Source organism: Streptococcus ovis DSM 16829, assembly GCF_000380125.1.
GTDB lineage: Bacteria > Bacillota > Bacilli > Lactobacillales > Streptococcaceae > Streptococcus > Streptococcus ovis.
On record NZ_KB904562.1, the window covers coordinates 13904 to 39067 of the forward strand.

The window sequence follows — 25164 nt, forward strand, 5'->3', positions numbered from 1 at the left end:
ATGGTTCAGTTTCATATTTATGACATTCAGAAGAACCCAGAAGGGATTGCTTTTGAGCAATTGCTAGACTTAAAAGCTGAGTTGACAGAGCGCAATCCAGAAATATTGGATGTAACTTCGATTAAGGCCGTAGGGAAAGTTCGTTTTGAAGCTGGTCTCTACTTTTTAGAATACCAACTCTCTTATAATTTGACGATGGCTTCTAGTCGTTCTCTCAAGCCAGTTCAGTGGTCTGAATCATACCCTGTCATGGAACTCTTTGCAACAGATGAAGATAGCCTCAAGGACCAGGAGTTGTTAGAGGCAGATATGGCGCTAGGTATTGAAGGAGAAACAATTGTTTTAGACGAAAGTGTCGCAGACAATATTTTGCTCAATTTACCTGTCAAAGTCTTGACCCCTGAAGAAGAAGCAGGAGATGACTTGCCGTCTGGAGAAAATTGGACAGTGATGATGGAAGAGGATTTTGAGGCTGCAAGTCAGAAAAAAAAGGAAGAAAATAGTCCATTTGCCCAATTACAAGGGCTATTTGATGAAGAATGAAACTGACAGAAAAATTGCAAAAACAATTGGTTCTGTGTATAATGAAGTAGATACGATATAAAGGAGAAATGATACATGACGAAAGCGAATTTTGGTGTAGTAGGGATGGCCGTGATGGGCCGTAATCTTGCGCTTAATGTAGAATCACGTGGCTATACAGTTGCGATTTATAATCGCTCAGCAAATAAAACAGAAGACGTTGTTGCTAGCAACCCAGGTAAAAAACTAGTGCCTAGCTATGATGTGGAATCTTTTGTACAATCGATTGAAACACCACGTCGTATTATGCTCATGGTGCAGGCAGGTCCTGGTACAGATGCAACAATCCAAGCGCTCTTGCCTCACTTGGATAAGGGCGATATCTTGATTGACGGAGGGAATACCTTATTTACAGACACAATCCGTCGTTCAAAAGAATTGGCAGATTCAGGGATTAACTTCATTGGTACAGGTGTTTCTGGTGGTGAAAAAGGAGCTCTTGAAGGGCCATCCCTCATGCCAGGTGGACAAAAAGAAGCATATGAGTTGGTGGCAGATGTTTTGGAAGAAATTTCTGCGAAGGCACCTCAAGATGGAAAACCATGTGTCACTTACATTGGCCCTAATGGTGCCGGTCACTATGTGAAAATGGTGCATAATGGTATCGAATATGGGGATATGCAATTGATTGCTGAATCTTACGACCTCATGCAACGACTACTTGGTTTGGATGCTGCTGAAATGGCTGACATCTTTACAGAGTGGAACAAGGGAGAATTAGACAGCTACTTGATTGAAATTACAGCCGATATCCTGACTCGTAAAGATGATGAAGATCAAGACGGCCCAATTGTTGATTATATCTTAGATGCTGCTGGCAATAAAGGAACAGGTAAATGGACAAGTCAGAATGCGCTTGATCTTGGTGTGCCATTGTCATTGATTACAGAATCTGTATTTGCCCGCTATATCTCAACTTATAAGGAAGAACGTGTTCATGCAAGCACGGTATTGCCTAGTGTAGAGTACAAGTATGAAGGGGATAAGGCTGAGTTGATTGAAAAAATCCGTCAAGCTCTCTACTTCTCAAAAATCATTTCATATGCACAAGGATTTGCGCAATTACGTGTAGCTTCTAAAGAATACGATTGGAATTTGCCATTTGCAGATATCGCTTCTATCTGGCGTGGTGGTTGTATCATTCGTTCACAATTCTTGCAAAAGATTACAGATGCATACAATCGTGAAGCAGATTTGGCCAACCTTTTGCTGGATGAGTACTTCTTGGATGTCACTTCTAAGTACCAACAAGCGGTACGTGACATCGTAACGATTGCGGTTCAAGCTGGTGTACCAGCACCGACCTTCTCAGCAGCGATTACTTACTATGATAGTTACCGTTCAGCTGATTTGCCAGCGAACTTGATTCAAGCACAACGGGATTACTTTGGTGCACATACTTACCAACGAAAAGATAAAGAAGGTACATTCCATTATTCATGGTATGACGAAAAATAAGCTATGGCGAAAAAGATATTAATAGCAGGAAAAGCACGAAATTTATCTCATTTTGTCTCTATGGAATTGCAAAAACAGGATTATATCGTGGATTATGCCTCTAACGGGGCAGAAGCTCTCCTGCTGGCACATGAGACAGATTTTGATCTGATTATCATGAGTTATCAGCTATCTGACATGACCAGTACTGCATTGGCCGAAGAATTAAATCGATTCAAGCCTGGAACTGTTTTGATCGTAGTGGTCGAAAGTGACGAAGCAAAAGAACACGGTCAAGAAATCGAAAAGTATGCGGTTTTCTACGTCATTAAACCCTTTGTCATTAGTGATTTAGTAGCGCAAGTGTCTGAAATATTTCGAGGGCGTGATTTTATTGATGAGACATGTAAACAAGTCAAATTGCATGCGGCTTATCGTGATTTGAAAATTGATTTTCAAAATCGGACGGTGTCGCGTGGACAAGAAATCATTAATTTAACGCGTAGAGAATATGACCTATTAGCAACTCTGATGGATAGTCAGGAAACGATGACCCGTGAACAGTTGCTGGAACGTGTTTGGAAATATGAGGCTGCAGCAGAGACGAATGTTGTGGATGTTTATATTCGCTATCTTCGTGGGAAATTAGATTTGCCTGGTCAAGAATCCTATATACGGACTGTCCGTGGTATCGGCTATGCTATGCGTGACTAGACAGCTAGAAACAAAAGAGGATTGGGAGACCAATTCTCTTTTTGCTAGTGCTAACAGTAATTCTTGGCTGACTTTTTAGGAAACATAAGGTATAATACCAAATAAGAAACTGGAAAATGGATGGAAGTATGAGAAGTTCAACGAAAGAAAAGTTCGTATTGATGATGTTTGCTGCAATTGTATTGCTGATTGTTTTAAATTACGATGGAGTATACAGTATACTTCAGACTGTTTTGGGAAGTATGAATTCTCTTTTTGTGGGAGCGATACTGGCCTTTGTTTTGAATGTTCCAATGAAAAAATTAGAAGAACAGGTTGGCAAAATTCGCATGTTAGAGTCTGCCAAGCGTCCGATTGCCTTGGCTGGGGTACTGGTGGCTTTTGCCTTGATTGTGACGGGAGTAGTCATGATTATTTTACCAACACTAACAGAAACGGTTTCTGAGATTGTCTCTGTTACCAACGAAGCCATTCCTAAATTAGCAGATGCTCTTCAAAATAGTGGACTTCTCTCCGATAAATTAGAAGCTCAAATCAATTCCTATATTTCTAAATTTACAGGTTGGAACAATCTATCTACTTACGTAACGGGCTTTTTATCTGGTTTGGTGACCAATGTAGGCGGTATTTTTTCAAATGTGCTAACAGTTGTTATGGCCTTCTTCTTTACCTTGGCCATTTTAACCAGTAAAGAACATCTGCAAGATATGACTATCAAGGTTCTTTATGCTCTCTTTCCTGAGAAGACAGTCAAAACTATCTGTTATGTGGGTGAAGTCATTATTGATACCTATGATAAATTTTTAATGAGTCAGATTGTAGAAGCCTTCATTATCGGTGTGTTGGTTTTTGTGTCTTATAGTTTATTTGGCATTCCTTACGCAGCCATGGCAGGGATTTTGGCCGGAGTTCTTTCTTTCGTTCCCTATATTGGTCCGCTTTCTGCCTGTTTGATCAGTGCCCTATTTGTTTCGGTGCAAAATCCTTTGCTGGCTTTAGGTTCTATTGTGTTGTTCCAAGTCATTCAGTTGATTGAAGGAAATGTCATCTATCCACGAGTAGTAGGACAGTCTGTTGGCTTGCCGACTTTATTCACGCTAGCAGCCGCCCTCATTGGGGGAAATCTCTTTGGACTATTAGGGATGGTCTTTTTCACTCCTATCTTTGCAGTGATTTATCGCCTAGTTAGAGAATGGACCTACAAACGTTTAGAAGAAAAATCTATTTCATTAGACTAAGACTGGGAGCATGCAAATTCCAACTTGCTCATACGGAAACTCAGTAAGTTAGCATCAGATTTATTCTGCGCGTGATAGCGAGCAAATAATGATACTTCCGCTGTGATGAAAATGTTAGAAATGTTGGATTTAAAACATGTCTGACATTCGGAATGTTTGAGACTTAAGGCTCAAACATTAGTCATGGAATTCCGTAGGAAGTCGCTGACGTCCGATATCACTTAAGAAAAGTATCAAAAACGACTTTTTTTGCAATCTGGGACTGGGAAACCAGTCTTTTTTGTCTGATTGCTCTTGCCTTTTCTTCTCTAACAAAGTATGGTACAATGAAGTGATAATGATAAAATGGGGGAGAGAAGATGCGTTGCCCGAAATGTAGTAGTTTAAAATCAAGTGTTGTGGATAGTCGGCAGGCAGAAGATGGCAATACCATCCGTCGGCGCAGAGAATGCGAAAATTGCCAATACCGCTTTACCACTTATGAACGGTTGGAAGAAAAAACACTGGTTGTTGTAAAGAAGGATGGCACTCGAGAACAATTTTCACGAGAAAAAATCTTTAATGGCATTATTCGTTCTGCCCAAAAACGTCCAGTTACAACTGCGGAAATTGAAGAAGTTGTCAACCGCATTGAGCAACAAGTGCGAGCACAGAGTGATGGCGAAGTCGAAAGCGATGTTATTGGGAATTTTGTCATGGAAGAATTGATGGATTTAGACGAAATTACTTACGTACGTTTTGCTTCTGTTTACCGTTCCTTCAAGGATGTCAGTGAGATTGAGAATCTCCTGAAACAAATCACTAAGGGCAACAGACAGAAAAAGCAGGATTAGCCAATGAGACCCAATCAAACGTATTCCTTTTTAGGAAAGGTGGCGATTGTTCCGGATGCTATCAGCCTCGTTCAATGTTACGAACCCATTATCGGACTGTCAGCCTTTGCTCTCTACCATTATCTTTGTGCAACGAATGATTCTGGAACTGGTCGCTATCGTTTTAGCTCAATTTTAAATCATCTGAATATCGGAATGCCTGTATTAGAGCAGTCCTTAGAAGTTCTGACGGCCATGAAGCTACTGAAGCTGTATCAGGCTGACGAGCATCTGACGATTGTGTTACAGGCTCCTCTTTCAAGCCAAGAATTTCTGAACAATGACCTTTATCGGGCGCTCCTTTCTAAGAAAATTGGGGAGTCAGCCGTCGAGCAAATGAAGGCTACTCTGCCAGATGCTCATCAAAATATTTCAAAGAATTTTTCTGATGTTTTTGATATCAAAGGGCAGGAACTAGGGAACCCTGAGTTTTCCAGTCCCCGTTTTGATATGGATGCCTTTCGTCAAATGATGGCTCGCCACCAATTACGCTTTCATGATGAAAATGAGGATACGATTGGTCTCTATCATTTAGCAGAGCAGGCGAATTGGACATGGCTGGAAGCTTACCAAGTGGCTAAAGAGACAGCTGTTGGACAAGAAATTTCTCTTAAGCGGATGAACGAAAGGTTGCAAAGCAAGAGTGAGCAACTAGCTTCAGCAGCATTTTCAGCAGGAGAACAAGCGCTGATTCGTGAAAGTAAGCGCCAAAAGCCATTAGAATTCTTAACCTTGATTAAGCAAGAGAAAAAGGCACATATACTAGCCTCTGAAAGAACCTGCTTGAAGGAACTGGCCATTTTGGGCTTGCTGGATGAGGTGATCAATGTCATCGTGTTCTATACATTTAAACAGGTGCAATCTGCGAATTTGAATGAGAAATATGCAATCAAAATTGGTAATGATTTTTCCTACAAAGAAATTCGGACTGCAGAGTCTGCTATTGAGGCTCTTCGAGAGAATAATCGACGTCCAAAAAAGCGGGCAACTAGTTCACAACAAGTAGAAGTAAGCAATGTTCCTGCGTGGAGCAACCCAAACTATAAGGATGTGACTACAGAGGATGATTTGTTAGAGCTGGAGAAAATTCAGCAGGAAATTTTAGCAAAGTTAGAGAAAGGAGAATGAGATGAAAGATATCCAAGACAATCTGAAGAGACAAATTGCCAGTCAGAGATCTTACCAAGAGCTGTGTCAAGAAATATTATCAGACACGGATATTTCTGATTTTATAAGTGAAAATCAGTTAACAGAAGAGAAAATTTCTTTGTCCATTTCTAGGTTCTTTGAGTATATTAAGGAGCGTGATAAGTTTTTAAGTCAAGACTCTACATACATTGCTAAAGGCTACAAGCCGATTTTGATTATGAACGAAGGATATGCGGATGTTTCATATGAAGAAACAGCAGAACTTATTGAGAATAATCGTCAGGAAGCTATCAAAAAACGTCTCAATCTTATTGAATTACCAACTAGTTTAAAGAATGCAACTTTAGTACCTAATCGACCTGATTCAGTTCATCTGACTAAGGCACGTACAGAAGTATTGTCTTTGGTAAGTGATTTTATTGGGAATATTGGGTCATATAACAATAAGGGATTTTATCTTTATGGTGATTTCGGTGTTGGAAAAAGTTTTATCTTAGCTGCTTTGGCTCATGATTTATCTGAAAAATATAGCTTAGCAACCACCATGATTCATTATCCTAGCTTTGCTGTCAATATCAAAAATGCTATTGCAACGAGCTCTGTCAAGGAAAAAATTGACGAGGTCAAGAAAGCTCCTATATTGATTTTAGATGATATTGGTGCAGAACAACATAGTTCTTGGGTCCGTGATGATGTTCTACAGGTCATCTTACAGTACCGGATGCAAGAAAATTTACCAACTTTCTTTACTTCCAATTTTTCTTTAGACGATTTGGAGAAACATTTTTCTTCAGGGAAATCGGGAGATGAAACGTGGCAGGCAAAGCGCGTCATGGAGCGCATTCGCTTCCTTGCAAAAGAAATTCATCTAGTGGGGGACAATCGTCGCCATCGTCCATAACAGTGAAAGATGGAGAAGTCCTGATGTTCACATGAGATGACCTACTATTTAGAAATGAAGAAATGGCTTGTTTTCAAACTGATAACAAGATGAATATTTAGAAAAAGGAGGAGCTATGGCTCTACCAACAATTGCGATTGTCGGACGTCCTAACGTCGGAAAATCAACTTTATTTAATCGAATTGCCGGAGAACGCATTTCAATTGTCGAAGATGTCGAAGGGGTGACCCGTGACCGCATTTACGCGACTGCTGATTGGCTTAATCGAAAATTCTCTATTATTGATACAGGTGGTATTGATGATGTTGATGCGCCTTTCATGGAGCAAATCAAGCACCAAGCTGAGATTGCTATGGATGAAGCAGACGTCATTGTATTTGTCGTATCTGGAAAAGAAGGCATTACGGATGCAGATGAGTATGTGGCTCGTATTCTCTACAAGACCCATAAACCAATTGTCTTAGCGGTCAATAAGGTAGATAATCCTGAGATGCGTAGTGATATCTATGACTTCTATGCTTTGGGACTTGGGGATCCTTATCCCGTTTCATCTGTTCACGGGATTGGAACAGGGGATGTCTTGGATGCCATCGTGGAAAATCTACCAACTGAATATGAAGAAGAAAATCCTGACGTCATTAAATTCAGTCTGATTGGACGGCCAAATGTCGGCAAATCCAGCTTGATTAATGCGATTTTGGGAGAGGAACGCGTGATTGCGTCTCCAGTGGCAGGAACAACGCGTGATGCCATTGATACCCATTTCACGGATAGTGAAGGACAAGAATTTACCATGATTGATACTGCAGGGATGCGCAAGTCTGGTAAGGTCTATGAAAACACCGAGAAATACTCAGTGATGCGTGCCATGCGTGCTATTGACCGCTCTGACGTTGTTCTCATGGTCATCAATGCCGAAGAGGGCATTCGCGAATACGATAAGCGGATTGCAGGCTTTGCCCATGAAGCGGGTAAAGGGATGATTATCGTCGTCAACAAGTGGGATACCCTTGAAAAGGACAACCACACCATGAAAAATTGGGAAGAAGATATTCGTAATCAGTTCCAATACCTGTCTTATGCACCGATTATCTTTGTATCCGCTCTGACCAAGCAACGCTTGCATAAGTTGCCTGAGATGATTAAGCAAATCAGCCAGAGTCAAAACACACGGATTCCATCAGCGGTCTTGAACGATGTCATCATGGATGCCATTGCCATCAACCCAACACCGACTGATAAAGGGAAACGCCTCAAGATTTTCTATGCGACACAAGTCGCAACCAAACCACCTACCTTTGTGGTCTTTGTCAATGAAGAAGAACTCATGCACTTCTCTTATCTACGCTTCTTAGAAAATCAAATCCGCAAAGCCTTTGTCTTTGAGGGGACACCGATTCATTTGATTGCAAGGAAACGGAAATAAAAAGGTCACATGACCAAGGAAAAAATCAAATGGTATACGACTCTGTTGATGTACTATTTATTGGTATATGGCGTGCTGCATTTAGTGGGTGCCATCACCTTATTAGTATTTGAACGTGGTTGGGGTGGTTTTGCCTATATCTGGGCTTTTTGGCTCCATGTTCCCTTGATGTTGTTAGGTGGTATTGTGTCTTTCCTAGGCAAGAAATTTCAGAACGCCTATATTTGGTTGCTAGCTTTAATTTGTTTTGTCCTGTCCAATGCTTGGTGGGTATATACAGTACTATACAATAGCGGTTCTACTAGACTGGTCTTGTTATTGGGGCTTACAACGATTATCCCGATAGTGGCCTCTTCCCAGCTATTTCGTCTAACAAATAAATAATCAATTCGCTATGAGAAAAAGAATTCTCATAGCTTTTTTCTGCCTTTTAAGTATGCTATAATAGAGGGATAGATTGGGGAGTAAATATGAGTAGATTAATGCCTGGTCGTATCCGACAAGAAGGAATTGAACTCTATGAAGCAGGGAAACTGGCTGTGGAAAAGGTGAAAGATCAAACAGTCTTTTTTGTTATAGCAGATGAGACGTTTCACTATAGTTTGGATGACAAGGAACTTGCCTGTTCCTGTATCATTTTTTCTCAAAAAGGCTATTGTCAACATCTTGCTGCCATAGAGTATTATTTACGTAATGATTCGAAAGGGAAAGAACTTATTGCTAGTCTGAAAGAAGAAGGTGAAATTCACCAAGAAACGGTTCGTAGAACCTATTTTGGTGGTCTGTTTCTTGATGCTCTGCTAAAACCTTTTTCGCCATTCGAAACAAAGTATCAATTAGGTGCAGAAGGGGCTATTGGACCTTATGATGAACAGATCGATTGGACACTGACCATTCGCCGTTTGCCTGATCAGCGTTCCTATATTGTGCGTGATATTGGAGCATTTTTAAAGGTTGTTCGTCAATCTGAAAATTATCAGATTGGGAAAAATTATTATGAGCCAATTTCGTTTGAAACGTTTGACGAGCCCAGTCAAGAGCTACTAGAATTTTTATTTCAACTTTTGCCAGAAAAATCAGTCATAGACCATGATGTCTTGTCCTATGGTGGAAGAACCTTGCGCTTGCCTTTGGCCTATTTTGAAGAAGGAGTGGATTTGCTTCAGGGACTGTCAAGTTTCCAATTTTCAAACCAACTGCACAACTATGACCACTTATCTATTTCACCTTACGATCCTCAATTGGGCTTTTTATCTTTTGGGGTCAAGGTGCATACACAGATGATTGAGATGGAAATTGTTGAGAAACCGACTCGTCTGGTCCTGCATGGTCAGTATATGCTGGTGAAAAATCGCTTGTATCGTCTGAGCCGAGTAGAGCAGTTATTGTTGGCGCAAATCAAAAAATTAGATGCAACAGGAGCTGGAACAAGAAAGGTTCAAGTTGATTTTCAAGATCAAGAAAAATTAGCCCTGTCTCTGTCGGAACTTCAAATCTTGGGTCCTGTTCAGGCACCTAAAAAATTTACCATTCGTGACTTTCAAGCACATTTCTACCTTTCTTTGGAGAAAACAGGATTGGAATTACAGACAGTGCTGAATTTTGACGGCTTCCGTGTTCGGGAGGAAGAGGTCCTTGAGAATCTTCCATTCACGCCTCATTACCACCATTTAGAAGAAATTTTTTCAGTTATAGAGGCAATTGGTTTTACTGGGAGATTGATAGCCCGGCGTCCTGCCCTAGACTCCAAAGAAATTTATTCGTTCTTCACCGCAAGCTTACCACGTCTACAGGCATTGGGAACGGTTGAACTTTCTGCTGAAATACAAGGACTGTACGTAGAAGAAAAGCCTCAAATTACTGTTGAACAATCCGCCTCTTTATTGGATATTACGTTTGATTTTGCAGGAATTGCAGATGATGAGGTGGCAGATGCGATGGCTGCTTTGATGGCGCAAGAAAGTCACTTTACAAGTAAGATGGGCTGTGTCCTAGTCTTTGATGACGAAACGAAAAAAATCAGCCAAACCCTGCAATTTTTAAGGGTGAAGCATGGGGGAAAGGGGCAGCTTCAACTTCATAAATTCGCCTCCTACCAGCTAGCACAAACGGTAGGAGATTACGGCAATATCAACCTATCAGAAGAATTTCAACAGATGGCCTATGATTTAACGCATCCAGAGCAGTATCCATTTCCTGAAGTGGAGGTAGCTGTTGCACTTCGAGACTATCAGCAACTAGGGGTCAAATGGCTTTCTATGTTAGATAAATATGGATTTGGTGGGATTTTAGCGGATGATATGGGGTTGGGAAAGACATTACAAACCATTGCTTTCTTGACCAGTCATTTGGAGGCCCAGTCACGTGTTTTGATTTTGGCGCCGGCAAGTCTCATCTACAATTGGCAAGAAGAATGTCAGCGATTCGCTCCGCAATTAGATGTAGCAGTGGTGTATGGGAACAAAGCTGAGCGGGAGCACTTGATTGCTGAAGACCATCAAGTGTTAGTGACCAGTTACGCTTCCTTCCGTCAGGATGTGGAGAGCTATAAGAAAACAGTCTATGATTACTTGATTTTGGATGAAGCCCAAGTCATGAAAAATGCTCAAACCAAGATTGCTCAACAGCTCCGCGATTTTGAAGTGAAAAATACCTTTGCTTTGTCTGGAACACCGATTGAAAACCATCTGTCAGAGATTTGGTCTATTTTCCAAATCATTATGCCGGGGCTCCTTCCAGACAAACACCAATTTGGGAAATTATCTGCTAGTGAAGTAGCTCGCACCATCAAACCTTTTATCCTCCGTAGACGAAAAGAGGAAGTATTGGTTGAACTACCTGACTTAATTGAAATCAATGTCCTAAATGAATTATCTGATGCACAAAAGGCGATTTATCTTGCCCAATTACAACAAATGCAAGCTTCCATTGCTGGTGCAAGTGAGGCAGAAATTAATCGTCGTAAAATCGAAATTTTATCTGGTATCACCCGATTGCGACAAATCTGTAACACGCCAAAATTATTTATGGATACCTACACTGGTACGAGTGGAAAACTGGATAGCTTGCGGGACTTGCTGCTACAGCTCAAAGAAGGAAATCATCGAGTGCTAATCTTTTCACAGTTTCGAAATATGTTGGACTTGATTGAAGAAGATTTAATCCATTTGGGCCTAAGCAGTTACAAGCTCACAGGCTCGACACCAGCAAGCGAGAGACAAGAAATGACGCGCGCTTTTAATGCAGGAAGTCGCGATGCCTTTTTAATTTCGCTGAAGGCTGGAGGAGTCGGATTGAACCTGACAGGTGCAGATACAGTTATTTTAGTGGATTTATGGTGGAATCCAGCAGTAGAAGCACAGGCCATCAGTCGTGCGCATCGAATGGGGCAAACGGAAACTGTTGAGTTTTACCGCTTGATTACCCGAGGAACCATTGAAGAAAAAATTCAAGCTTTGCAAGAGACGAAGAAAAATCTTGTTACAACGGTTTTAGATGGCAATGAAAGCAGAGCCAGCATGAGTGTTCAAGAAATCAAGGAGATTTTAGGGATTTCTTAGAAGAATACAGACCAAACGCTTGAAATATGCTATAATAATCTTTTGAAAGGAATACTTATGAGAAGAACAATATTTCCATTAGTAGCGGATGATGAGTTTGTAATTGGAGAAAATCCTCATATGGACTTGTATGATGAATCCGACCTCATTAGCAATATAAAAGGTCCTTATCAGGAGAAGGAGTATACATCTGTAGCACCCCGTCAGTCACATCAAATAAGGGATAATCATGTAAAAACATTAGAAGAAGATTTGTTGCCTCCTCTTTTTCAAGCAGAGGCAACGTCCTATTCTAGACGAAACAGGAAGCAAAAATCAAATCGTTCTCCATTTGTTGAGAATCGACCTTCTACTCAAAAAACACAAGGTCAATTGGCTCGTGAGCAAGCGCGTGAGGATTTAAAGAAAAAACGGTCCGCTGCGTATCTGAAAGATGACAATCCGACTCCTGTTAGAAGTCATCAGCATGAACCAACAGCATTTTTGATAAAGGATAAACCAACACATTGGATGGAATTGGCGAATCGTCTAAGACAGACAAGCTATATCTTAGCTGATTTACCAGCAACATATCCTTTAGAGAAAGAAGAACGGGAAAAAGAACCAGCGGTTCGTAAAAATTCCTATGATTTCTTGAAAACAAGTCAGGTCTATAATTATCCTGAACGCAAGATTCATCAGGAGCGACAATTCGCACAAGAATTAAATCTAACACATATGGAAGAGGAATAAACATGACTAAAACCTACCATTTCATCGGGATAAAGGGGTCAGGAATGAGTGCACTTGCGCTCATGTTGCATCAAATGGGACACCAAGTGCAAGGAAGTGATGTGGAGAAATACTACTTCACTCAACGTGGCTTGGAACAGGCAGGCATCACGATTTTGCCTTTTGATGAAAAAAATATTGGACCAGATGTTGAACTGATCGCAGGAAATGCTTTTCGTCCTGATAATAATGTTGAAATTGCCTATGCGGATGCGAAAGGGTATCCTTACAAGCGATACCATGAATTTTTGGGAGAATTCATGCGCCAATTTACCAGTCTAGGAGTAGCTGGAGCACATGGTAAAACGTCAACAACAGGTCTTCTTGCACATGTCATGCGAAATATTACAGATACTTCCTATTTGATTGGTGATGGGACAGGGCGTGGTTCTGCCAATGCGCAATATTTTGTCTTCGAATCGGATGAATATGAACGTCATTTCATGCCTTATCATCCTGAATATAGCATTATCACCAATATTGACTTTGATCATCCAGATTATTTCACTAGCCTCGAAGATGTGTTTGATGCTTTTAATGATTATGCGAAGCAAGTTAAGAAGGGGTTGTTTGTGTACGGAGAGGATGAACAACTTCGCCAGATTACTGCTCAAACGCCTATCTATTATTATGGTTTTTCAGATAACAATGATTTTGTAGCTTATGATTTGAAGCCATCTACGATGGGTTCTCAATTCAAAATTCGTCATGGAGAAGAAGAATTAGGAGAGTTTCGAATTCCAACATTTGGCAAACACAATGTCCTTAATGCGACAGCAGTGATTGCCAATCTATATGTTGCTGGCTTTGATTTGGCCTTAGTAGCAGAGCACTTGCCAACATTTGGCGGAGTGAAACGTCGATTTACTGAAAAAATTGTCAATGACACGGTTATCATTGATGACTTTGCTCATCATCCAACTGAAATCAGCGCAACAATTGATGCTGCTCGTCAAAAATACCCAAGCAGAGAAATTGTTGCGATTTTCCAACCCCATACTTTCACACGGACGATTGCTCTCTTGGATGATTTTGCAACAGCTTTGAATGATGCGGATGCGGTCTATCTTGCTCAGATTTATGGTTCAGCACGTGAAGTTGACAAAGGAGAAGTCAAGGTAGAAGACCTAGCTGCTAGAATTCATAAAAAAGGTGGGTTGGTAACAGTCGAAAATACGTCACCATTATTAGACCATGACAATGCTGTTTATGTCTTTATGGGGGCTGGAGACATCCAATCATATGAATATTCTTTTGAGCAACTTCTGGCAAATTTAGCCCATAATGTTCAATAAAAAATAGTAGCATCAGGCTACTATTTTTTATGGGTGAGAAAAGGCTTTCTTTTTTAAATAAAAAATGCTGGAAAAGCCTATAAAACAGGGAAATTCTTGCTTTTATATCGCTTTTAAGATATAATGAAAAGTAATTGTGTGAAAGGAGTTTTGTGTTAGTGAAAGATTTAGAATCAAAAGACACACAATCCCTCAGCTTTCGAGATCAGATATTGAGAGAGTTGGAAATGGGGAAAGAAAAAAGAGCTAAGTCGTTGTCCTCAACTGATGAGCCATTGGAAGTTAGTGAGGTGAATACAGAAGCGCAAACTACTGAAAAAGCACCTCTGAAAGAAGAAGTTTCTCCTAAAGACGAGACATCACATCCGATTGAGTTGCTCATTCCATCCTTCAGTCCTGCAGTTCCGAAGGAAAGGGAGCAAGAAGAAGATGGTGCAACCAGTCCCACCCTTCCAACGATTGATCCAGCTGACACAGAAGAGGTGGATTTGGAAGAAACAAGGGTTGAAACCAACTGGTCGCTAGAACCTCAAGAGCATCCATTAGAGGATACCATTGCAGCTCCTATTGTGACAACTGTGAAGGAGAGTCCTAGTTTGGATTCGGATGAAAAATTGGAGCGTCGTCGCCGTAGCCAACTCCATAAAAACAAACAAGAATCAGCTGCTAATCGCATCGTGATGACAGTTGTCGTTATTGTCCTATTTGCCCTAGCTTTTACAGGCTATGCAGGCTATTCATATGTAAAAGCCAGTCTGAATCCGATTGATTCTACAGCAACAAAAATAATTCAAGTGGAGATTCCAGAAGGCTCAACAACCAAGGAAATTGGCGATATCTTAGTAAAAAATAAACTCATCAAAAATGCAACGATTTTTAATTATTATGCAAAATTGAAGAGCTACAATAATTTTCAAAGTGGTTTTTATAATCTGAAACAGTCCATGTCGGTGGATGATCTAGCAAAGGCCCTGCAAGAAAGTGGGACAGCTGCTCCACAGGAACCAGTTGAAGGGAAAATTCTCATTATCGAAGGGTATACAATAGATCAGATTGCACAAGCAGTAACGGACAATGCCCAGACAGACAAGAAAAATGATAAGACACGTTTTTCAGCTGAAGAATTCTTGGCAACTGTTAAAAATCCAGATTTTATTGCGAGAATGACAGCAGCCTACCCAAGTCTGTTTGCCAGTTTACCAGCTGCTGACAGTGGTGTGAAATACCAATTAGAGGGCTACCTTTTCCCAGCGACTTATGAGTATAGTGAGAGCACAACCATGGAGCAATTGGTTGAAAAAATGATTGCTGCGATGGATGCGAATCTTCAAGGTTATTACGAGCCTTTGGCTGCAAAAGGTCTGACAGTTAATCAACTCTTAACCTTAGCCTCACTAGTCGAAAAAGAAGGATCAACTGATGAGGATCGTCGCAATATTGCAAGCGTCTTTTACAATCGTTTGAATATTGATATGCCTTTGCAGTCTAATATTGCTATTTTATATGCGATGGGCAAGCTTGGCGACAAGACTACCTTAGCTGAAGATGCAGCCATTGACACAAACATTGATTCGCCGTATAATATTTACGTGCATACAGGCTTGATGCCTGGGGCTATTGCAAGTCCAAGTTTGGCGGCTATTGAAGCAACGGTCAATCCAAATCAGACAGATTATTACTACTTTGTTGCTGATGTTACGACTGGCACGGTGTATTACTCAGCTACTGCTGAAGAGCATCACCAAAATGTTGAACAATATGTCAATAGCAAACTAAATCAGTAGAACTGGACCCAAAATTATGTGGTGGTGGCCACATAATTTTGTTTTAGTACTCATCATAAAAATAGAAATGGAAGAAAAAATTATGGCAGAAAAAACCTATCCAATGACTCTTGCAGAAAAGGAGCAATTGGAACAAGAATTAGAGACATTAAAATTAGTGCGTCGTCCTGAAATCGTTGAACGTATTAAAATTGCGCGTTCATATGGCGACCTTTCAGAAAACAGTGAATATGAGGCAGCAAAAGATGAACAAGCTTTTGTGGAAGGACAAATTTCAACACTCGAAACGAAAATTCGTTATGCTGAAATTGTAGACAGTGATGCTGTTGCTAAAGATGAAGTGGCAATTGGCAAAACAGTTACTATTCAAGAAGTCGGAGAAACTGACAAGGAAGTCTACCACATTGTAGGTGCAGCCGGAGCGGATGCATTTGCGAATAAAGTTTCTAATGAAAGTCCAATTGGTCAAGCTTTAATTGGGAAAAAGACAGGAGATACAGCTACTGTTCAAACTCCAGCAGGCAGCTATGACGTCAAAATTATCAAAGTTGAAAAAACAAAATAAGAAAATGGACTGGAGGGGACTTCAGTCTTTTCGATATTGAATGTAAAAATAGACAAAAATCATGAGTGAACAGAGGTTTTATGAAATTTAAAAACTATATCCATATTCCAGCAATGCTATCGCTGCTCTCTTCAATCACATTGGGGCTTCCTATCTCCGTAAAGGCTACTCAGACAACGGATCTACCATCATCAGCAGTTCTCAGTACTCCGACTTCCTCTCCACAGACAACTATTGCGGCACAGGGACAGCCTACTGAGAATCCGGCGGAGTACCTAGAGGTTACTAATGAGGGAATTATTGATTCTGATGACCAATTTCCAGTTCCAGATGTCAGCAAAACACCCTACCGGCAAATTGTGCACTTAAATGTCTTGCATGAAGACGGGAACTGGTATGTTGGTTCGGGTGCGATGATTGCGCCCAATTTGATTCTGACAGCTGCACACAATGTATATGATCGAAAAACTGGGAAATGGGCTACTTATGTGAAAGCCACCCCTAGTCGAAATGGTGGTGATAGGCTTCTATATGGGTCCTATGAAGCTGACAATTATGTTATTTTTGATGAGTATCGAACTCAATCACAAGAGTTAAGCGCAAATCAATACGATATGGCTGTCATTCGATTAAATCAAGCTGTCGATTCGCGTGTTGGTGAATTGCGCATTGCTAAGACATCGGCAGTAGGGCAGTATGTTCAGATTCCAGGATACCCATTTGAGAGTCCTCAAAAATTTGGTGTAATGTACACGATGTTTGGAGAAATCGAGCATATCGATCGTAAAGTTTTGCGCTATCGTATTGATACAGAGGCTGGTCAAAGTGGATCACCTGTTTTGAATGATGATGGTGACATTATTGGCGTGCACATTGCTGGATTTAGCTATGGTTCGGTTAATATCTATAATGGGGCACGAAAAGTAGATGAAGATACAGATGCGTTAATTGAAGCAGTCCATACTGGAATAGAAGTTGAAGGAGTAGCCAGCTATCAGCCCCTAGCTCCAAGGACTCCACCAACGACAACAGCAATGACCACTGAATTAACGACAAAAGTTACAACGACAAGTAAGTTGCAGACTGAGCCCTCTACAACTCAGTCTATGACAAGCGTGACCACTATAAGAGGAACTAAGGTTCCAACCACTGCAACTAAACCGACGACTTCTAGTCAATCAAGTACACCCCCAACTACAAGTCGGTTGACAAATGTTGTAACAACAGTAACAAGTCCAGCATCTAAATCGACTACACTATCAATTAGCAAGACAACATCGACGACGCAACTTCCAACAACAACGAGATTAAGTACTCAAGTAGCAACAAAACGTCCAAGTAAAGCTACGACTAAATTAGGCACAGTAGTAACTACAGTAACTACCAAACCGATAAGTAGGACGACCTCAAAAGTTGCTACAAAACCAACTACAAAAAAAACAACCACGACTGTGGTTCGTCCAAGCGTGAAAACTGAAGTGGTTTATCGCCTTTACCATTCCGGTATCAAACGTCACCTTTATACCAAGAGTTCTTATGAGGCCAAAGTCCTTTCTGGCCGTGGTTGGCGCTTTGAAGGGGAGAAATTCCAAACAGCGACGAAGGGAATCCCTGTTTATCGTCTCTACCATAGTGGCACTCGTGAACATCTCTATACGACGAGCACAAACGAACGTGATACCCTAAAAACTCGTGGTTGGCGTTATGAAGGGATTGCTTGGTATTCAACCGGACAAACACCAATTTACCGCCTTTACCACGAAGGACTAAAAGTTCACCTATTTACAGCAGATACGAATGAGAAAAATACCTTAAGTAAGCGTGGCTGGATATACGAAGGAATTTCTTTCTATGTGAAATAAAAGGGTTTGAGCCTACTCAAATCCTTTTTTTAGTAAAAAATTGAGGTTTTGCTTTAAAAATATGATAAAACTGTTATAATAATGTACGAGGAGGGTTTTAATATGAAATTGAAAAAATCTTTGAGTTCAGTACTATTGCTATCAGTAGTGAACTTGGGAACAGTTGCTGCTCCAATTGCTTATGCAGCGGAGACGACAGTAACAAGTTCAGGTGATGTGCAAACAACACAGGTAACGGAAGTGCCTACTACTGTTGACGTTTCGAGTACGGAATCGCCTACTACATCAGAGGAACCAGTAACAACTGTTGGACCTGTTGTGATAACGGAAGTACCAACGACAACAGAAGCTCCAACAACAACTTCCTCATCCACTACGAAATCTACTTCTACTGCAGAAGATAAAGAAGCCGCAAAGCTTCGTTTGGAACAAGAAGCGCTGGAACGTGAGTTTGGTATTGGATCAAATGTACTGGAAGGGATTATTGGGGATGATAATCAATATCGTGTCAAAACCACTACAGCAAATCCATACAGAAAATTTGTGCGTCTTGAAATGAAATTTCCAGATGGTTGGTATGTTGGATCTGGTGTGATGATTGGTCCGGATACCATTTTGACGGCTGCTCATAATGTTTACGATGTTGAGACTGGCAAATGGGCTAGTTCTGTTACAGCAGCTCCTGCTCAAAATGGATCAAGCAAGCCATATGGATCATATACTGCAAGTAATTACTATGTCCTACGTCGTTGGAAAACTTTAAGAGATGAAACCGATACGAGTTACGATACGGCTGTCATCAAATTAAGTCGTAAAGTAGATTCACGAGTAGGTTATTTGAGTGTTTCGACAAGTCAAAGTATGAATCAACGGATTCAGGTGCCTGGCTATCCTGTAGCAACATCCACTAAAAAAGGATTTATGTATACCATGTTTGGCTCTGTAACAGATATGACGCCAACATTAATGGGGTATACTGTTGATACAGAAGGTGGTCAAAGTGGTTCTGGTGTCTTAAATAATAAAAATCAAGTCATCGGAGTCCATATCAAAGGATACCGTAAAAATGGTAAATATTTTATAAATGCTGCTCGACGCGTTGCAGCAGACACACTTAGCATGATTAAGGTCGCTCAAGGCAATCAAGCACCAACAATCGATGTGGCAAGTTATCGCACATCAGATACAAAAAATGTATCCTATCGTCTCTACCATCCAGGTATTAAACGTCATTTGTATACGCAAAGTTTAGATGAGGCTTCTGTTTTAACGACACGTGGCTGGAATTTTGAAGGTCCTAAGTTTAGAACAGCCTCTAAAGGAATTCCTGTTTATCGTCTCTATCACAGTGGCACTCGTGAACATCTCTACACGACGAGCACAAACGAGCGTGATACCCTAAAAACTCGTGGCTGGCGTTATGAAGGAATTGCCTGGTATTCAACTGGTAAGAAACCAATTTACCGCTTGTACCATGCTGGTTTGAAAGTTCATCTCTACACAGCTGATGCCAATGAGAAAAATGTATTAAGCAAGCGTGGTTGGCGTTATGAAGGTGTTGCCTTCAACGTCCAATAATCATGTGATCTGAAACCTTGAGTTGTCAGACTCAAGGTTTTTCTAATAAAAAAATTCCTTAATCCAGTAGACTAAGGAATTTTCGTTTTTATTTACCGTGAACGTTGTTTACCAGCGTTTCGTTTTGATTGTTTTTTAGGTTCTACGATAGCAGACGCTGGAATTGGAGTAACATCTTTTGCCCGACCAGCTTTTGCCTTCATGACTTTGGGAGGATTCTTTTCAAATTCTTCCTTGATTTGTGCACGAATCCGTGGCTTGATGATGAGATTTGTAATAGCTTGTTGTATGATCCCAAAGACACCACCGACAACCCAGTACAAGGTAACGCCAGCTGGTGAACTCCAAGAGAAGAAGACAATCATCAATGGGTTCATCAACATCATTGACCGCATTTGTTTCTTTTGAGCCTCATCCATACCCACTTGCATAAAGAGTGATTGGGCAAAGTAAAGCAGTCCAGCAATAGCAACAAGAATCAGACTACGACTTCCCAAGTCAATACCGAGGAATTTAGCTTCTGAAATTCCCTTAGTGAAACGGGCTGCAAAGAAGAGTGCTTGGAAGAATGGCAACTGGATGAGGAGAGGCAGACATCCCATGCCTCCCAACATATTCACGCCGTATTCTTTTTGGACAGCAAAATATTCTTGTTGGGCCGCCATTTGTTCTTCTTGTGTGCTTGCATTTCTCATTTTTTCTTGGATAGGATCCAAGATTGGTTTGAGATATTGCATTTTTTCAGATTGGTAGCTGGCCTTCCATGATTGGTAAATTCCTAATGGCAAAATCAAGAAACGGACAATCAGGGTCACCAAAATGATGGCGAGACCAAAACCGAGGCCTTGATTTTCAGCTAAGTAGGTTACGACATTTCCCATAGGTGCAACAAGGAACTTGTAGACCCAACCTTCACCTGTTGGTACACCGTTTTTTGTCTGAACACAGCCAGATAGGAAGAGAAGACTTGATAGGGCAAGACCTACTAGTAGATAACGTTTATTTTTTTTCACAATTTGATTTCCTTTTTTCATGATAAATTCTATTTTACTTTTTTTTAATGAAATATACAAGTCAGACCTAGTTGCTGACACGAAAATCATCAAAATCCTCGAAATTTGCCATGGTGACATCGAGGTAGGTCACCTTTGCCATGCGAGAAGGGCCTTTGCGAATCCCGTGAATAAACTTACTCAATTTCTCAGGGTTTTCCGATTGGGCGAGAATACTGACGGTACCGTCATCATTGTTCCAAACACGTCCATAAATATCGCCGATTTCCATGGCAAGGTATTGGACAGACCAACGAAAACCAACTCCTTGAACAAGACCAGAGGCAATCATTTTTACCTTTCTCATGCGATTCTCCTTTTGACAAGACCTTTACTTTATTATATCATGGTTGGGAAAGAAAGAAAACGGGGAAATGCATGGAAATCATACGTTCAAAGGCCAATTCATTGATTAAGAATGCCAAAAAATTGCAACAAAAAAAACACCGTAAACAGTCCTATTTAATTGAGGGCTGGCATTTACTGGAAGAAGCGCAGGCTTCGGGAGCAGAAATTGAAACTATTTTTGTGACGGAAGAGAGTTGGGAGCGCGTGCGAGAGTTTGATGGGGTTCGTGTGGTCAGTCCAGAAGTTCTTGCAGAATTATCGGATAGTGTGAGTCCGCAAGGAGTAGTGGCCCAACTTCGGATGCCTTCTTATAGGATTCCGTCAACCTTATCCGGTAAGTATCTGGTCTTAGAAGATGTACAAGATCCAGGAAATGTAGGAACCATGATACGCACAGCAGATGCAGCGGGCTATGATGGAGTATTTCTCTCTGATAAGTCAGCAGATGTCTACAACTTGAAAGTGCTTCGCTCCATGCAGGGAAGTCATTTCCATCTTCCTATCTATCGATTGCCAATAGAGGAATTAGTTGCATGTTTCAAAGAGACCCATACGCCAATTTTTGCAACGACTCTGTCTAAAGACTCTGTGGATTATAAGGAGGTTAATGTCCCAAATAGTTTTGCTCTAATAATGGGCAATGAAGGAAAAGGGATTTCTGATTTTATAGCAGAAAATGCAGATCAGTTAGTGCATATCACCATGCCAGGTCAAGCGGAGAGTCTAAATGTAGCAGTGGCGACAGGTATTTTACTTTTTAGCTTTCTTTAAGCCCACTTTGCTAAACTATGATATAATAGAATCAGGAATGAGGTGATTGTCATGGTTCCTTATACACACGATGAGGAATATATGCGCCATGTGGGACACTTAATTGATACTCCAAAAGTGCAGAAATTAGGAAACATTACCCACCATTACCACTCAACCCGCCTGGAGCATTCAATTAATGTATCTTACACGAGTTACAAATTAGCGAAAAAATTTGGCTGGGATGCTCGTTCAACTGCCCGTGGAGGCCTCTTGCATGATTTGTTTTTCTACGATTGGCGTGATACCAAATTTAAGAAAGGCCATGCTTGGACGCATCCACGAATTGCTGTACGAAACGCTCAAAAAGTGACGTCTCTCAATCATATCGAAAAAGATATTATTGTGAAGCATATGTTTGGAGCGACCATTGCTCCCCCTCGCTATAAAGAGTCGTGGATCGTGACCTGCGTGGACAAGTATTGGGCGGTGCGTGAGGCCACCCTTCCCTTGCAACACAAGTGGAAGAATCGGAAGATTCTTCGCTTGAAATTACCCTAGTTTATCGAAAAGGAGATTTTTATGAACGATAATCCATTTATTTATAATCAAACCGATACGGGAGCTCTTAATCGCTTCTTTGCAAAAATCTACGGCTTTGTGGCTGCAGGTATTGGTGTATCGGCGGTGACAGCTTTCTTGGCATTGACAGTTTTTCAAGAATTAACATTTAACCTCTTACTTCGGGGTGGCAGTATCTTCGTGTGGGCCATCATGATTGCTGAGATTGCCTTGGTTTTTGTAGCTTCGGGTGCTGCGGCAAAAAATAGTCCAGCTGCCTTGCCCCTCTTCTTGGGGTATTCTGTTGTCAATGGTTTTACGATGAGTGTTGTCCTCTTGGCTTATACAGGACAAACCGTTCTAACAGCCTTTCTATCCGCTGTTGGGATGTTTGCTGTGATGGCAGTGATTGGAATGACAACGAAGAAAGATTTATCTGCGATGGGTCAGGCACTGATTGCCGCTTTGGTTGGTGTCATCATTGCGAGTCTTGTTAATCTGTTCTTGCAAAGTTCTGGCATGAGTTTTCTGATTTCAATTATTTCTGTTTTGATTTTCTCAGGCTTGATTGCTTATGATAATCAACGCATCCGCTATGTTTTCGAAGAAACAGGCGGTCAGGTGAGCCAAGGTTGGGCGATTTCGATGGCCTTGCAGCTCTATCTAGATTTTGTCAACTTGTTCTTGAATTTGCTTCGTATCTTCGGAAGTCGCGATTAGGATTCGAAAAAATAAAGAAACCAGCTCATATGAGTTGGTTTCTTTTAGTTCCTTACTTGCTAGCGAGTGCGCCCATTGGATCCCAAGGAGCGAGAACAGTAGGTTCTGCTTCATAAGCAGCTAATTCTTCTGGTGTGAGGAATTCTTTGCGGACAACGATTTGGTAGGTGTATTCGTCCATCCATTCATCAGAAGCGACAAAGTAACCTTTTTGACCGACCTTGTCCCCCCATGAATTTTCAACTTTCCATTTGGTAGACTGACCATTTTCATCCAAGTCAACCCCTGTCAAGACCATTGCATGAGTCATGAGGCTTTCACTATAATCTAAGCGTCCAGCCTTGTCTTGGTTGAAGGAGATGTCCATACTAGATGTGAAATCATAGGTATTAAGGGCCATGATTCCTTTTTGGCGGTCTGAAAGTTGGCCAACATCACAACCAAACCAGACAGTTTCTCCAGCCTGCATTTGTGCAATGGCAAGTTTTTTGAAACGATCCATCGGTAGATTGATGTAGCGAACATCACGGCTGCCAACGACATTACCAAGCATGTCAACGGTATAGGACTTGCCATATGGTTTGTCAGCTGTTGGTGCATTGATGACAGAGACGTAATCTGCTAGTTTGAGACCAACATATTTTTCATAGAAGGCTTGTGGTGTGATGTTCTTCTCTACTTGGTATTGGTCATCTTTATCGCGATAAGCAAAGTCAAACTGACGAGGTGGCAAACCAAGGTTGATGGCGAGGAAGTTGAAGATTTCTTGAAGAAGTTCTTCTTTCTTAGTTTGGACAGCCTCTTTGGTAGCTCCGCTATTAACCAACTCACGCAAGATTTGTGCATCTTGGCGGAGAAGTTTATTGAGGTATTGGTTGAGCTCCCGACTAGCACTTGATGAAATAGATTCTGGGTAAACAGATTTTGGTACGACGCCGTATTTTTCAAAAAGAGCGACGACCATATCCCATTGTCCACCGTCTTGTTGAGGGGTGTCGAGGAGGAATTTCACCTTCCGGCTTCCGAGTTCTTGATCAGCCGTTGCAATGACTTGTTCCATAAACCAGTTTGATTTTTCATATTTATCCCAGAAGAAGGTGTGAGCCTGTGACAATTCAAAGTTTTCCAATTTGAAGTCTGAAATCAATTTGTGGCGGAAGGTATTCAATGCCGCAAACATCCAGCAACGACCAGAAGCTTTCTGGTTAGCCACTTCATCCTTGGTTAAATCAATAGAGAAAGCATAGCTATTGTCAATTTCACTTTGGCGAGTTTCTAATGATTTAAGTAGCCCGTTGTGGGTAACAGCATTTTCAACTGCATGGTACTTGGGGTTTGCTTCATATGTTGCAAACAAACGATCTGTAAATTGTGATTGTAATTCAGTCATAGAAGTCTCCTTACTGTTATTTATAACTTTCATTATAAAACTTTGAAAATAGAAATCAAGTCAGAGCTGACCTTTGTAAGAAAGAATCCGAATATTTCGTAAGTATGATGACGGGTAAAGTGGCAGGTTCTGAAAGAAATGGTGCTGCATGTAACTGGAATGTGATTGGAAATTGTCAAGTGGGTAAAAATTTGGTATAATGAGTAGACTAAAATCTAAGGAGATAGTAGAAAAATATGAATCCTGTTCTTGCAATTTTATTGATTGTTTTAGCCTTTGTAGGTGGTGTAGCGTTAGGGATGTACTTGTCACGTAAGCAAGTTGAAAAAATGCTGATGGACAAGCCAGTTCTTGATGAAAATGCTCTTCGTGTGATGATGAGCCAAATGGGTCAAAAACCAAGCGAAGCAAAAGTACAACAAGCATTCCGTCAAATCAAAGCGCAACAAAAACAAGCTATAAAGAAAAAATAAGAATAATGGGACTGGGGATCACTCCCAAGTCCTTTTTTAGAGCATGGAGGTGAGTAGAGTGTCTTTGCCTCACTTCAGCTACCCTTTTAGAAAGAATACGTCCTTTAGACGCTCTATCTTTTTTTGATAGGCCTGA

23 protein-coding genes are annotated in these 25164 nt (G+C 40.9%); 20 read left to right on the forward strand and 3 right to left on the reverse strand.

Annotated features, from left to right (window positions below):
- From A3I9_RS0100085 to A3I9_RS12940, 16 genes are all read left to right on the forward strand, one after another.
- Positions 1 to 543: a YceD family protein gene (locus tag A3I9_RS0100085; RefSeq protein WP_018377039.1), complete on the forward strand. Its 543-nt coding sequence runs from the start codon at positions 1 to 3 to the stop codon at positions 541 to 543.
- A gap of 75 nt (positions 544 to 618) precedes the next feature.
- The gene (gene gndA / locus A3I9_RS0100090; RefSeq protein WP_018377040.1) at positions 619 to 2040 is read left to right on the forward strand and encodes an NADP-dependent phosphogluconate dehydrogenase; all 1422 of its coding nucleotides are present in this window, start codon (positions 619 to 621) and stop codon (positions 2038 to 2040) included.
- 3 nt (positions 2041 to 2043) lie between these two features.
- On the forward strand, positions 2044 to 2733 hold the full coding sequence (locus A3I9_RS0100095; protein WP_026217258.1) for a response regulator transcription factor: 690 nt from the start codon (positions 2044 to 2046) through the stop codon (positions 2731 to 2733).
- Positions 2734 to 2861: 128 nt separating this feature from the next.
- Entirely contained in the window at positions 2862 to 3971 is a 1110-nt protein-coding gene (locus A3I9_RS0100100) for an AI-2E family transporter (protein WP_026217259.1), read from the forward strand.
- 359 nt (positions 3972 to 4330) lie between these two features.
- Entirely contained in the window at positions 4331 to 4804 is a 474-nt protein-coding gene (nrdR, locus tag A3I9_RS0100105) for a transcriptional regulator NrdR (protein ID WP_018377043.1), read from the forward strand.
- 3 nt (positions 4805 to 4807) lie between these two features.
- Positions 4808 to 5971, forward strand: coding sequence for a replication initiation and membrane attachment family protein (locus tag A3I9_RS0100110; RefSeq protein ID WP_018377044.1), 1164 nt, complete (start codon positions 4808 to 4810; stop codon positions 5969 to 5971).
- 1 nt (position 5972) lies between these two features.
- Entirely contained in the window at positions 5973 to 6893 is a 921-nt protein-coding gene (gene dnaI, locus A3I9_RS0100115) for a primosomal protein DnaI (RefSeq protein ID WP_018377045.1), read from the forward strand.
- A gap of 115 nt (positions 6894 to 7008) precedes the next feature.
- Entirely contained in the window at positions 7009 to 8319 is a 1311-nt protein-coding gene (der, locus tag A3I9_RS0100120; RefSeq protein ID WP_018377046.1) for a ribosome biogenesis GTPase Der, read from the forward strand.
- 9 nt (positions 8320 to 8328) lie between these two features.
- The gene (locus tag A3I9_RS0100125) at positions 8329 to 8703 is read left to right on the forward strand and encodes a polysulfide reductase NrfD family protein (protein WP_018377047.1); all 375 of its coding nucleotides are present in this window, start codon (positions 8329 to 8331) and stop codon (positions 8701 to 8703) included.
- An 86-nt stretch (positions 8704 to 8789) separates the two neighbouring features.
- Positions 8790 to 11879: a pilus expression-regulating Snf2 family helicase gene (locus A3I9_RS0100130; protein WP_026217260.1), complete on the forward strand. Its 3090-nt coding sequence runs from the start codon at positions 8790 to 8792 to the stop codon at positions 11877 to 11879.
- 57 nt (positions 11880 to 11936) lie between these two features.
- Positions 11937 to 12611: a divisome accessory protein ZapJ gene (zapJ, locus tag A3I9_RS0100135; protein WP_018377049.1), complete on the forward strand. Its 675-nt coding sequence runs from the start codon at positions 11937 to 11939 to the stop codon at positions 12609 to 12611.
- Positions 12612 to 12613: 2 nt separating this feature from the next.
- Complete coding sequence (gene murC, locus A3I9_RS0100140) at positions 12614 to 13945, forward strand: UDP-N-acetylmuramate--L-alanine ligase (RefSeq protein ID WP_018377050.1); 1332 nt, start codon at positions 12614 to 12616, stop codon at positions 13943 to 13945.
- 227 nt (positions 13946 to 14172) lie between these two features.
- Entirely contained in the window at positions 14173 to 15729 is a 1557-nt protein-coding gene (gene mltG, locus A3I9_RS0100145; protein ID WP_083903899.1) for an endolytic transglycosylase MltG, read from the forward strand.
- Positions 15730 to 15811: 82 nt separating this feature from the next.
- Positions 15812 to 16294, forward strand: coding sequence for a transcription elongation factor GreA (gene greA / locus A3I9_RS0100150; RefSeq protein WP_018377052.1), 483 nt, complete (start codon positions 15812 to 15814; stop codon positions 16292 to 16294).
- 80 nt (positions 16295 to 16374) lie between these two features.
- Positions 16375 to 18156, forward strand: coding sequence for a trypsin-like peptidase domain-containing protein (locus A3I9_RS12935; protein ID WP_018377053.1), 1782 nt, complete (start codon positions 16375 to 16377; stop codon positions 18154 to 18156).
- A 102-nt stretch (positions 18157 to 18258) separates the two neighbouring features.
- Complete coding sequence (locus A3I9_RS12940; RefSeq protein WP_018377054.1) at positions 18259 to 19734, forward strand: trypsin-like peptidase domain-containing protein; 1476 nt, start codon at positions 18259 to 18261, stop codon at positions 19732 to 19734.
- A 92-nt stretch (positions 19735 to 19826) separates the two neighbouring features.
- Here the strand turns inward: A3I9_RS12940 and yidC are convergent, their stop codons facing one another.
- Entirely contained in the window at positions 19827 to 20747 is a 921-nt protein-coding gene (gene yidC, locus A3I9_RS0100165) for a membrane protein insertase YidC (protein ID WP_026217261.1), read from the reverse strand.
- A gap of 67 nt (positions 20748 to 20814) precedes the next feature.
- Positions 20815 to 21093, reverse strand: coding sequence for an acylphosphatase (locus A3I9_RS0100170; protein WP_018377056.1), 279 nt, complete (start codon positions 21091 to 21093; stop codon positions 20815 to 20817).
- Positions 21094 to 21164: 71 nt separating this feature from the next.
- Between A3I9_RS0100170 and A3I9_RS0100175 the strand changes: the two genes are divergently transcribed.
- Genes A3I9_RS0100175 through A3I9_RS0100185 form a run of 3 tightly spaced genes read left to right on the forward strand, consistent with a single transcriptional unit; the run spans position 21165 to position 23165 of the window.
- Positions 21165 to 21905 (forward strand): TrmH family RNA methyltransferase, encoded by a 741-nt coding sequence (locus tag A3I9_RS0100175; protein WP_018377057.1) that lies wholly within the window; start codon positions 21165 to 21167, stop codon positions 21903 to 21905.
- Positions 21906 to 21956: 51 nt separating this feature from the next.
- Positions 21957 to 22445 carry an HD domain-containing protein gene (locus A3I9_RS0100180; protein ID WP_018377058.1) on the forward strand — a complete coding sequence of 163 codons (489 nt, stop codon included), beginning with the start codon at positions 21957 to 21959 and terminating at the stop codon, positions 22443 to 22445.
- Positions 22446 to 22466: 21 nt separating this feature from the next.
- Positions 22467 to 23165 carry a Bax inhibitor-1/YccA family protein gene (locus A3I9_RS0100185; RefSeq protein WP_018377059.1) on the forward strand — a complete coding sequence of 233 codons (699 nt, stop codon included), beginning with the start codon at positions 22467 to 22469 and terminating at the stop codon, positions 23163 to 23165.
- A 52-nt stretch (positions 23166 to 23217) separates the two neighbouring features.
- Here A3I9_RS0100185 and pepC read toward each other — a convergent pair whose 3' ends face one another.
- Complete coding sequence (gene pepC / locus A3I9_RS0100190; protein WP_018377060.1) at positions 23218 to 24555, reverse strand: aminopeptidase C; 1338 nt, start codon at positions 24553 to 24555, stop codon at positions 23218 to 23220.
- A gap of 236 nt (positions 24556 to 24791) precedes the next feature.
- Between pepC and A3I9_RS0100195 the strand changes: the two genes are divergently transcribed.
- Positions 24792 to 25028 carry a YneF family protein gene (locus A3I9_RS0100195; RefSeq protein ID WP_018377061.1) on the forward strand — a complete coding sequence of 79 codons (237 nt, stop codon included), beginning with the start codon at positions 24792 to 24794 and terminating at the stop codon, positions 25026 to 25028.
- The last annotated feature ends 136 nt before the right edge of the window (positions 25029 to 25164 follow it).

What these genes read in the sequence shown, in the direction of transcription:
- A3I9_RS0100085 (WP_018377039.1), top strand. Translation starts at nt 1, where the DNA reads ATGGTTCAGTTTCATATTTATGACATTCAGAAGAACCCAGAAGGGATT.
- gndA (WP_018377040.1), top strand. Translation starts at nt 619, where the DNA reads ATGACGAAAGCGAATTTTGGTGTAGTAGGGATGGCCGTGATGGGCCGT.
- A3I9_RS0100095 (WP_026217258.1), top strand. Translation starts at nt 2,044, where the DNA reads ATGGCGAAAAAGATATTAATAGCAGGAAAAGCACGAAATTTATCTCAT.
- A3I9_RS0100100 (WP_026217259.1), top strand. Translation starts at nt 2,862, where the DNA reads ATGAGAAGTTCAACGAAAGAAAAGTTCGTATTGATGATGTTTGCTGCA.
- nrdR (WP_018377043.1), top strand. Translation starts at nt 4,331, where the DNA reads ATGCGTTGCCCGAAATGTAGTAGTTTAAAATCAAGTGTTGTGGATAGT.
- A3I9_RS0100110 (WP_018377044.1), top strand. Translation starts at nt 4,808, where the DNA reads ATGAGACCCAATCAAACGTATTCCTTTTTAGGAAAGGTGGCGATTGTT.
- dnaI (WP_018377045.1), top strand. Translation starts at nt 5,973, where the DNA reads ATGAAAGATATCCAAGACAATCTGAAGAGACAAATTGCCAGTCAGAGA.
- der (WP_018377046.1), top strand. Translation starts at nt 7,009, where the DNA reads ATGGCTCTACCAACAATTGCGATTGTCGGACGTCCTAACGTCGGAAAA.
- A3I9_RS0100125 (WP_018377047.1), top strand. Translation starts at nt 8,329, where the DNA reads ATGACCAAGGAAAAAATCAAATGGTATACGACTCTGTTGATGTACTAT.
- A3I9_RS0100130 (WP_026217260.1), top strand. Translation starts at nt 8,790, where the DNA reads ATGAGTAGATTAATGCCTGGTCGTATCCGACAAGAAGGAATTGAACTC.
- zapJ (WP_018377049.1), top strand. Translation starts at nt 11,937, where the DNA reads ATGAGAAGAACAATATTTCCATTAGTAGCGGATGATGAGTTTGTAATT.
- murC (WP_018377050.1), top strand. Translation starts at nt 12,614, where the DNA reads ATGACTAAAACCTACCATTTCATCGGGATAAAGGGGTCAGGAATGAGT.
- mltG (WP_083903899.1), top strand. Translation starts at nt 14,173, where the DNA reads ATGGGGAAAGAAAAAAGAGCTAAGTCGTTGTCCTCAACTGATGAGCCA.
- greA (WP_018377052.1), top strand. Translation starts at nt 15,812, where the DNA reads ATGGCAGAAAAAACCTATCCAATGACTCTTGCAGAAAAGGAGCAATTG.
- A3I9_RS12935 (WP_018377053.1), top strand. Translation starts at nt 16,375, where the DNA reads ATGAAATTTAAAAACTATATCCATATTCCAGCAATGCTATCGCTGCTC.
- A3I9_RS12940 (WP_018377054.1), top strand. Translation starts at nt 18,259, where the DNA reads ATGAAATTGAAAAAATCTTTGAGTTCAGTACTATTGCTATCAGTAGTG.
- A3I9_RS0100170 (WP_018377056.1), bottom strand. Translation starts at nt 21,093, where the DNA reads ATGAGAAAGGTAAAAATGATTGCCTCTGGTCTTGTTCAAGGAGTTGGT.
- A3I9_RS0100175 (WP_018377057.1), top strand. Translation starts at nt 21,165, where the DNA reads ATGGAAATCATACGTTCAAAGGCCAATTCATTGATTAAGAATGCCAAA.
- A3I9_RS0100180 (WP_018377058.1), top strand. Translation starts at nt 21,957, where the DNA reads ATGGTTCCTTATACACACGATGAGGAATATATGCGCCATGTGGGACAC.
- A3I9_RS0100185 (WP_018377059.1), top strand. Translation starts at nt 22,467, where the DNA reads ATGAACGATAATCCATTTATTTATAATCAAACCGATACGGGAGCTCTT.
- pepC (WP_018377060.1), bottom strand. Translation starts at nt 24,555, where the DNA reads ATGACTGAATTACAATCACAATTTACAGATCGTTTGTTTGCAACATAT.
- A3I9_RS0100195 (WP_018377061.1), top strand. Translation starts at nt 24,792, where the DNA reads ATGAATCCTGTTCTTGCAATTTTATTGATTGTTTTAGCCTTTGTAGGT.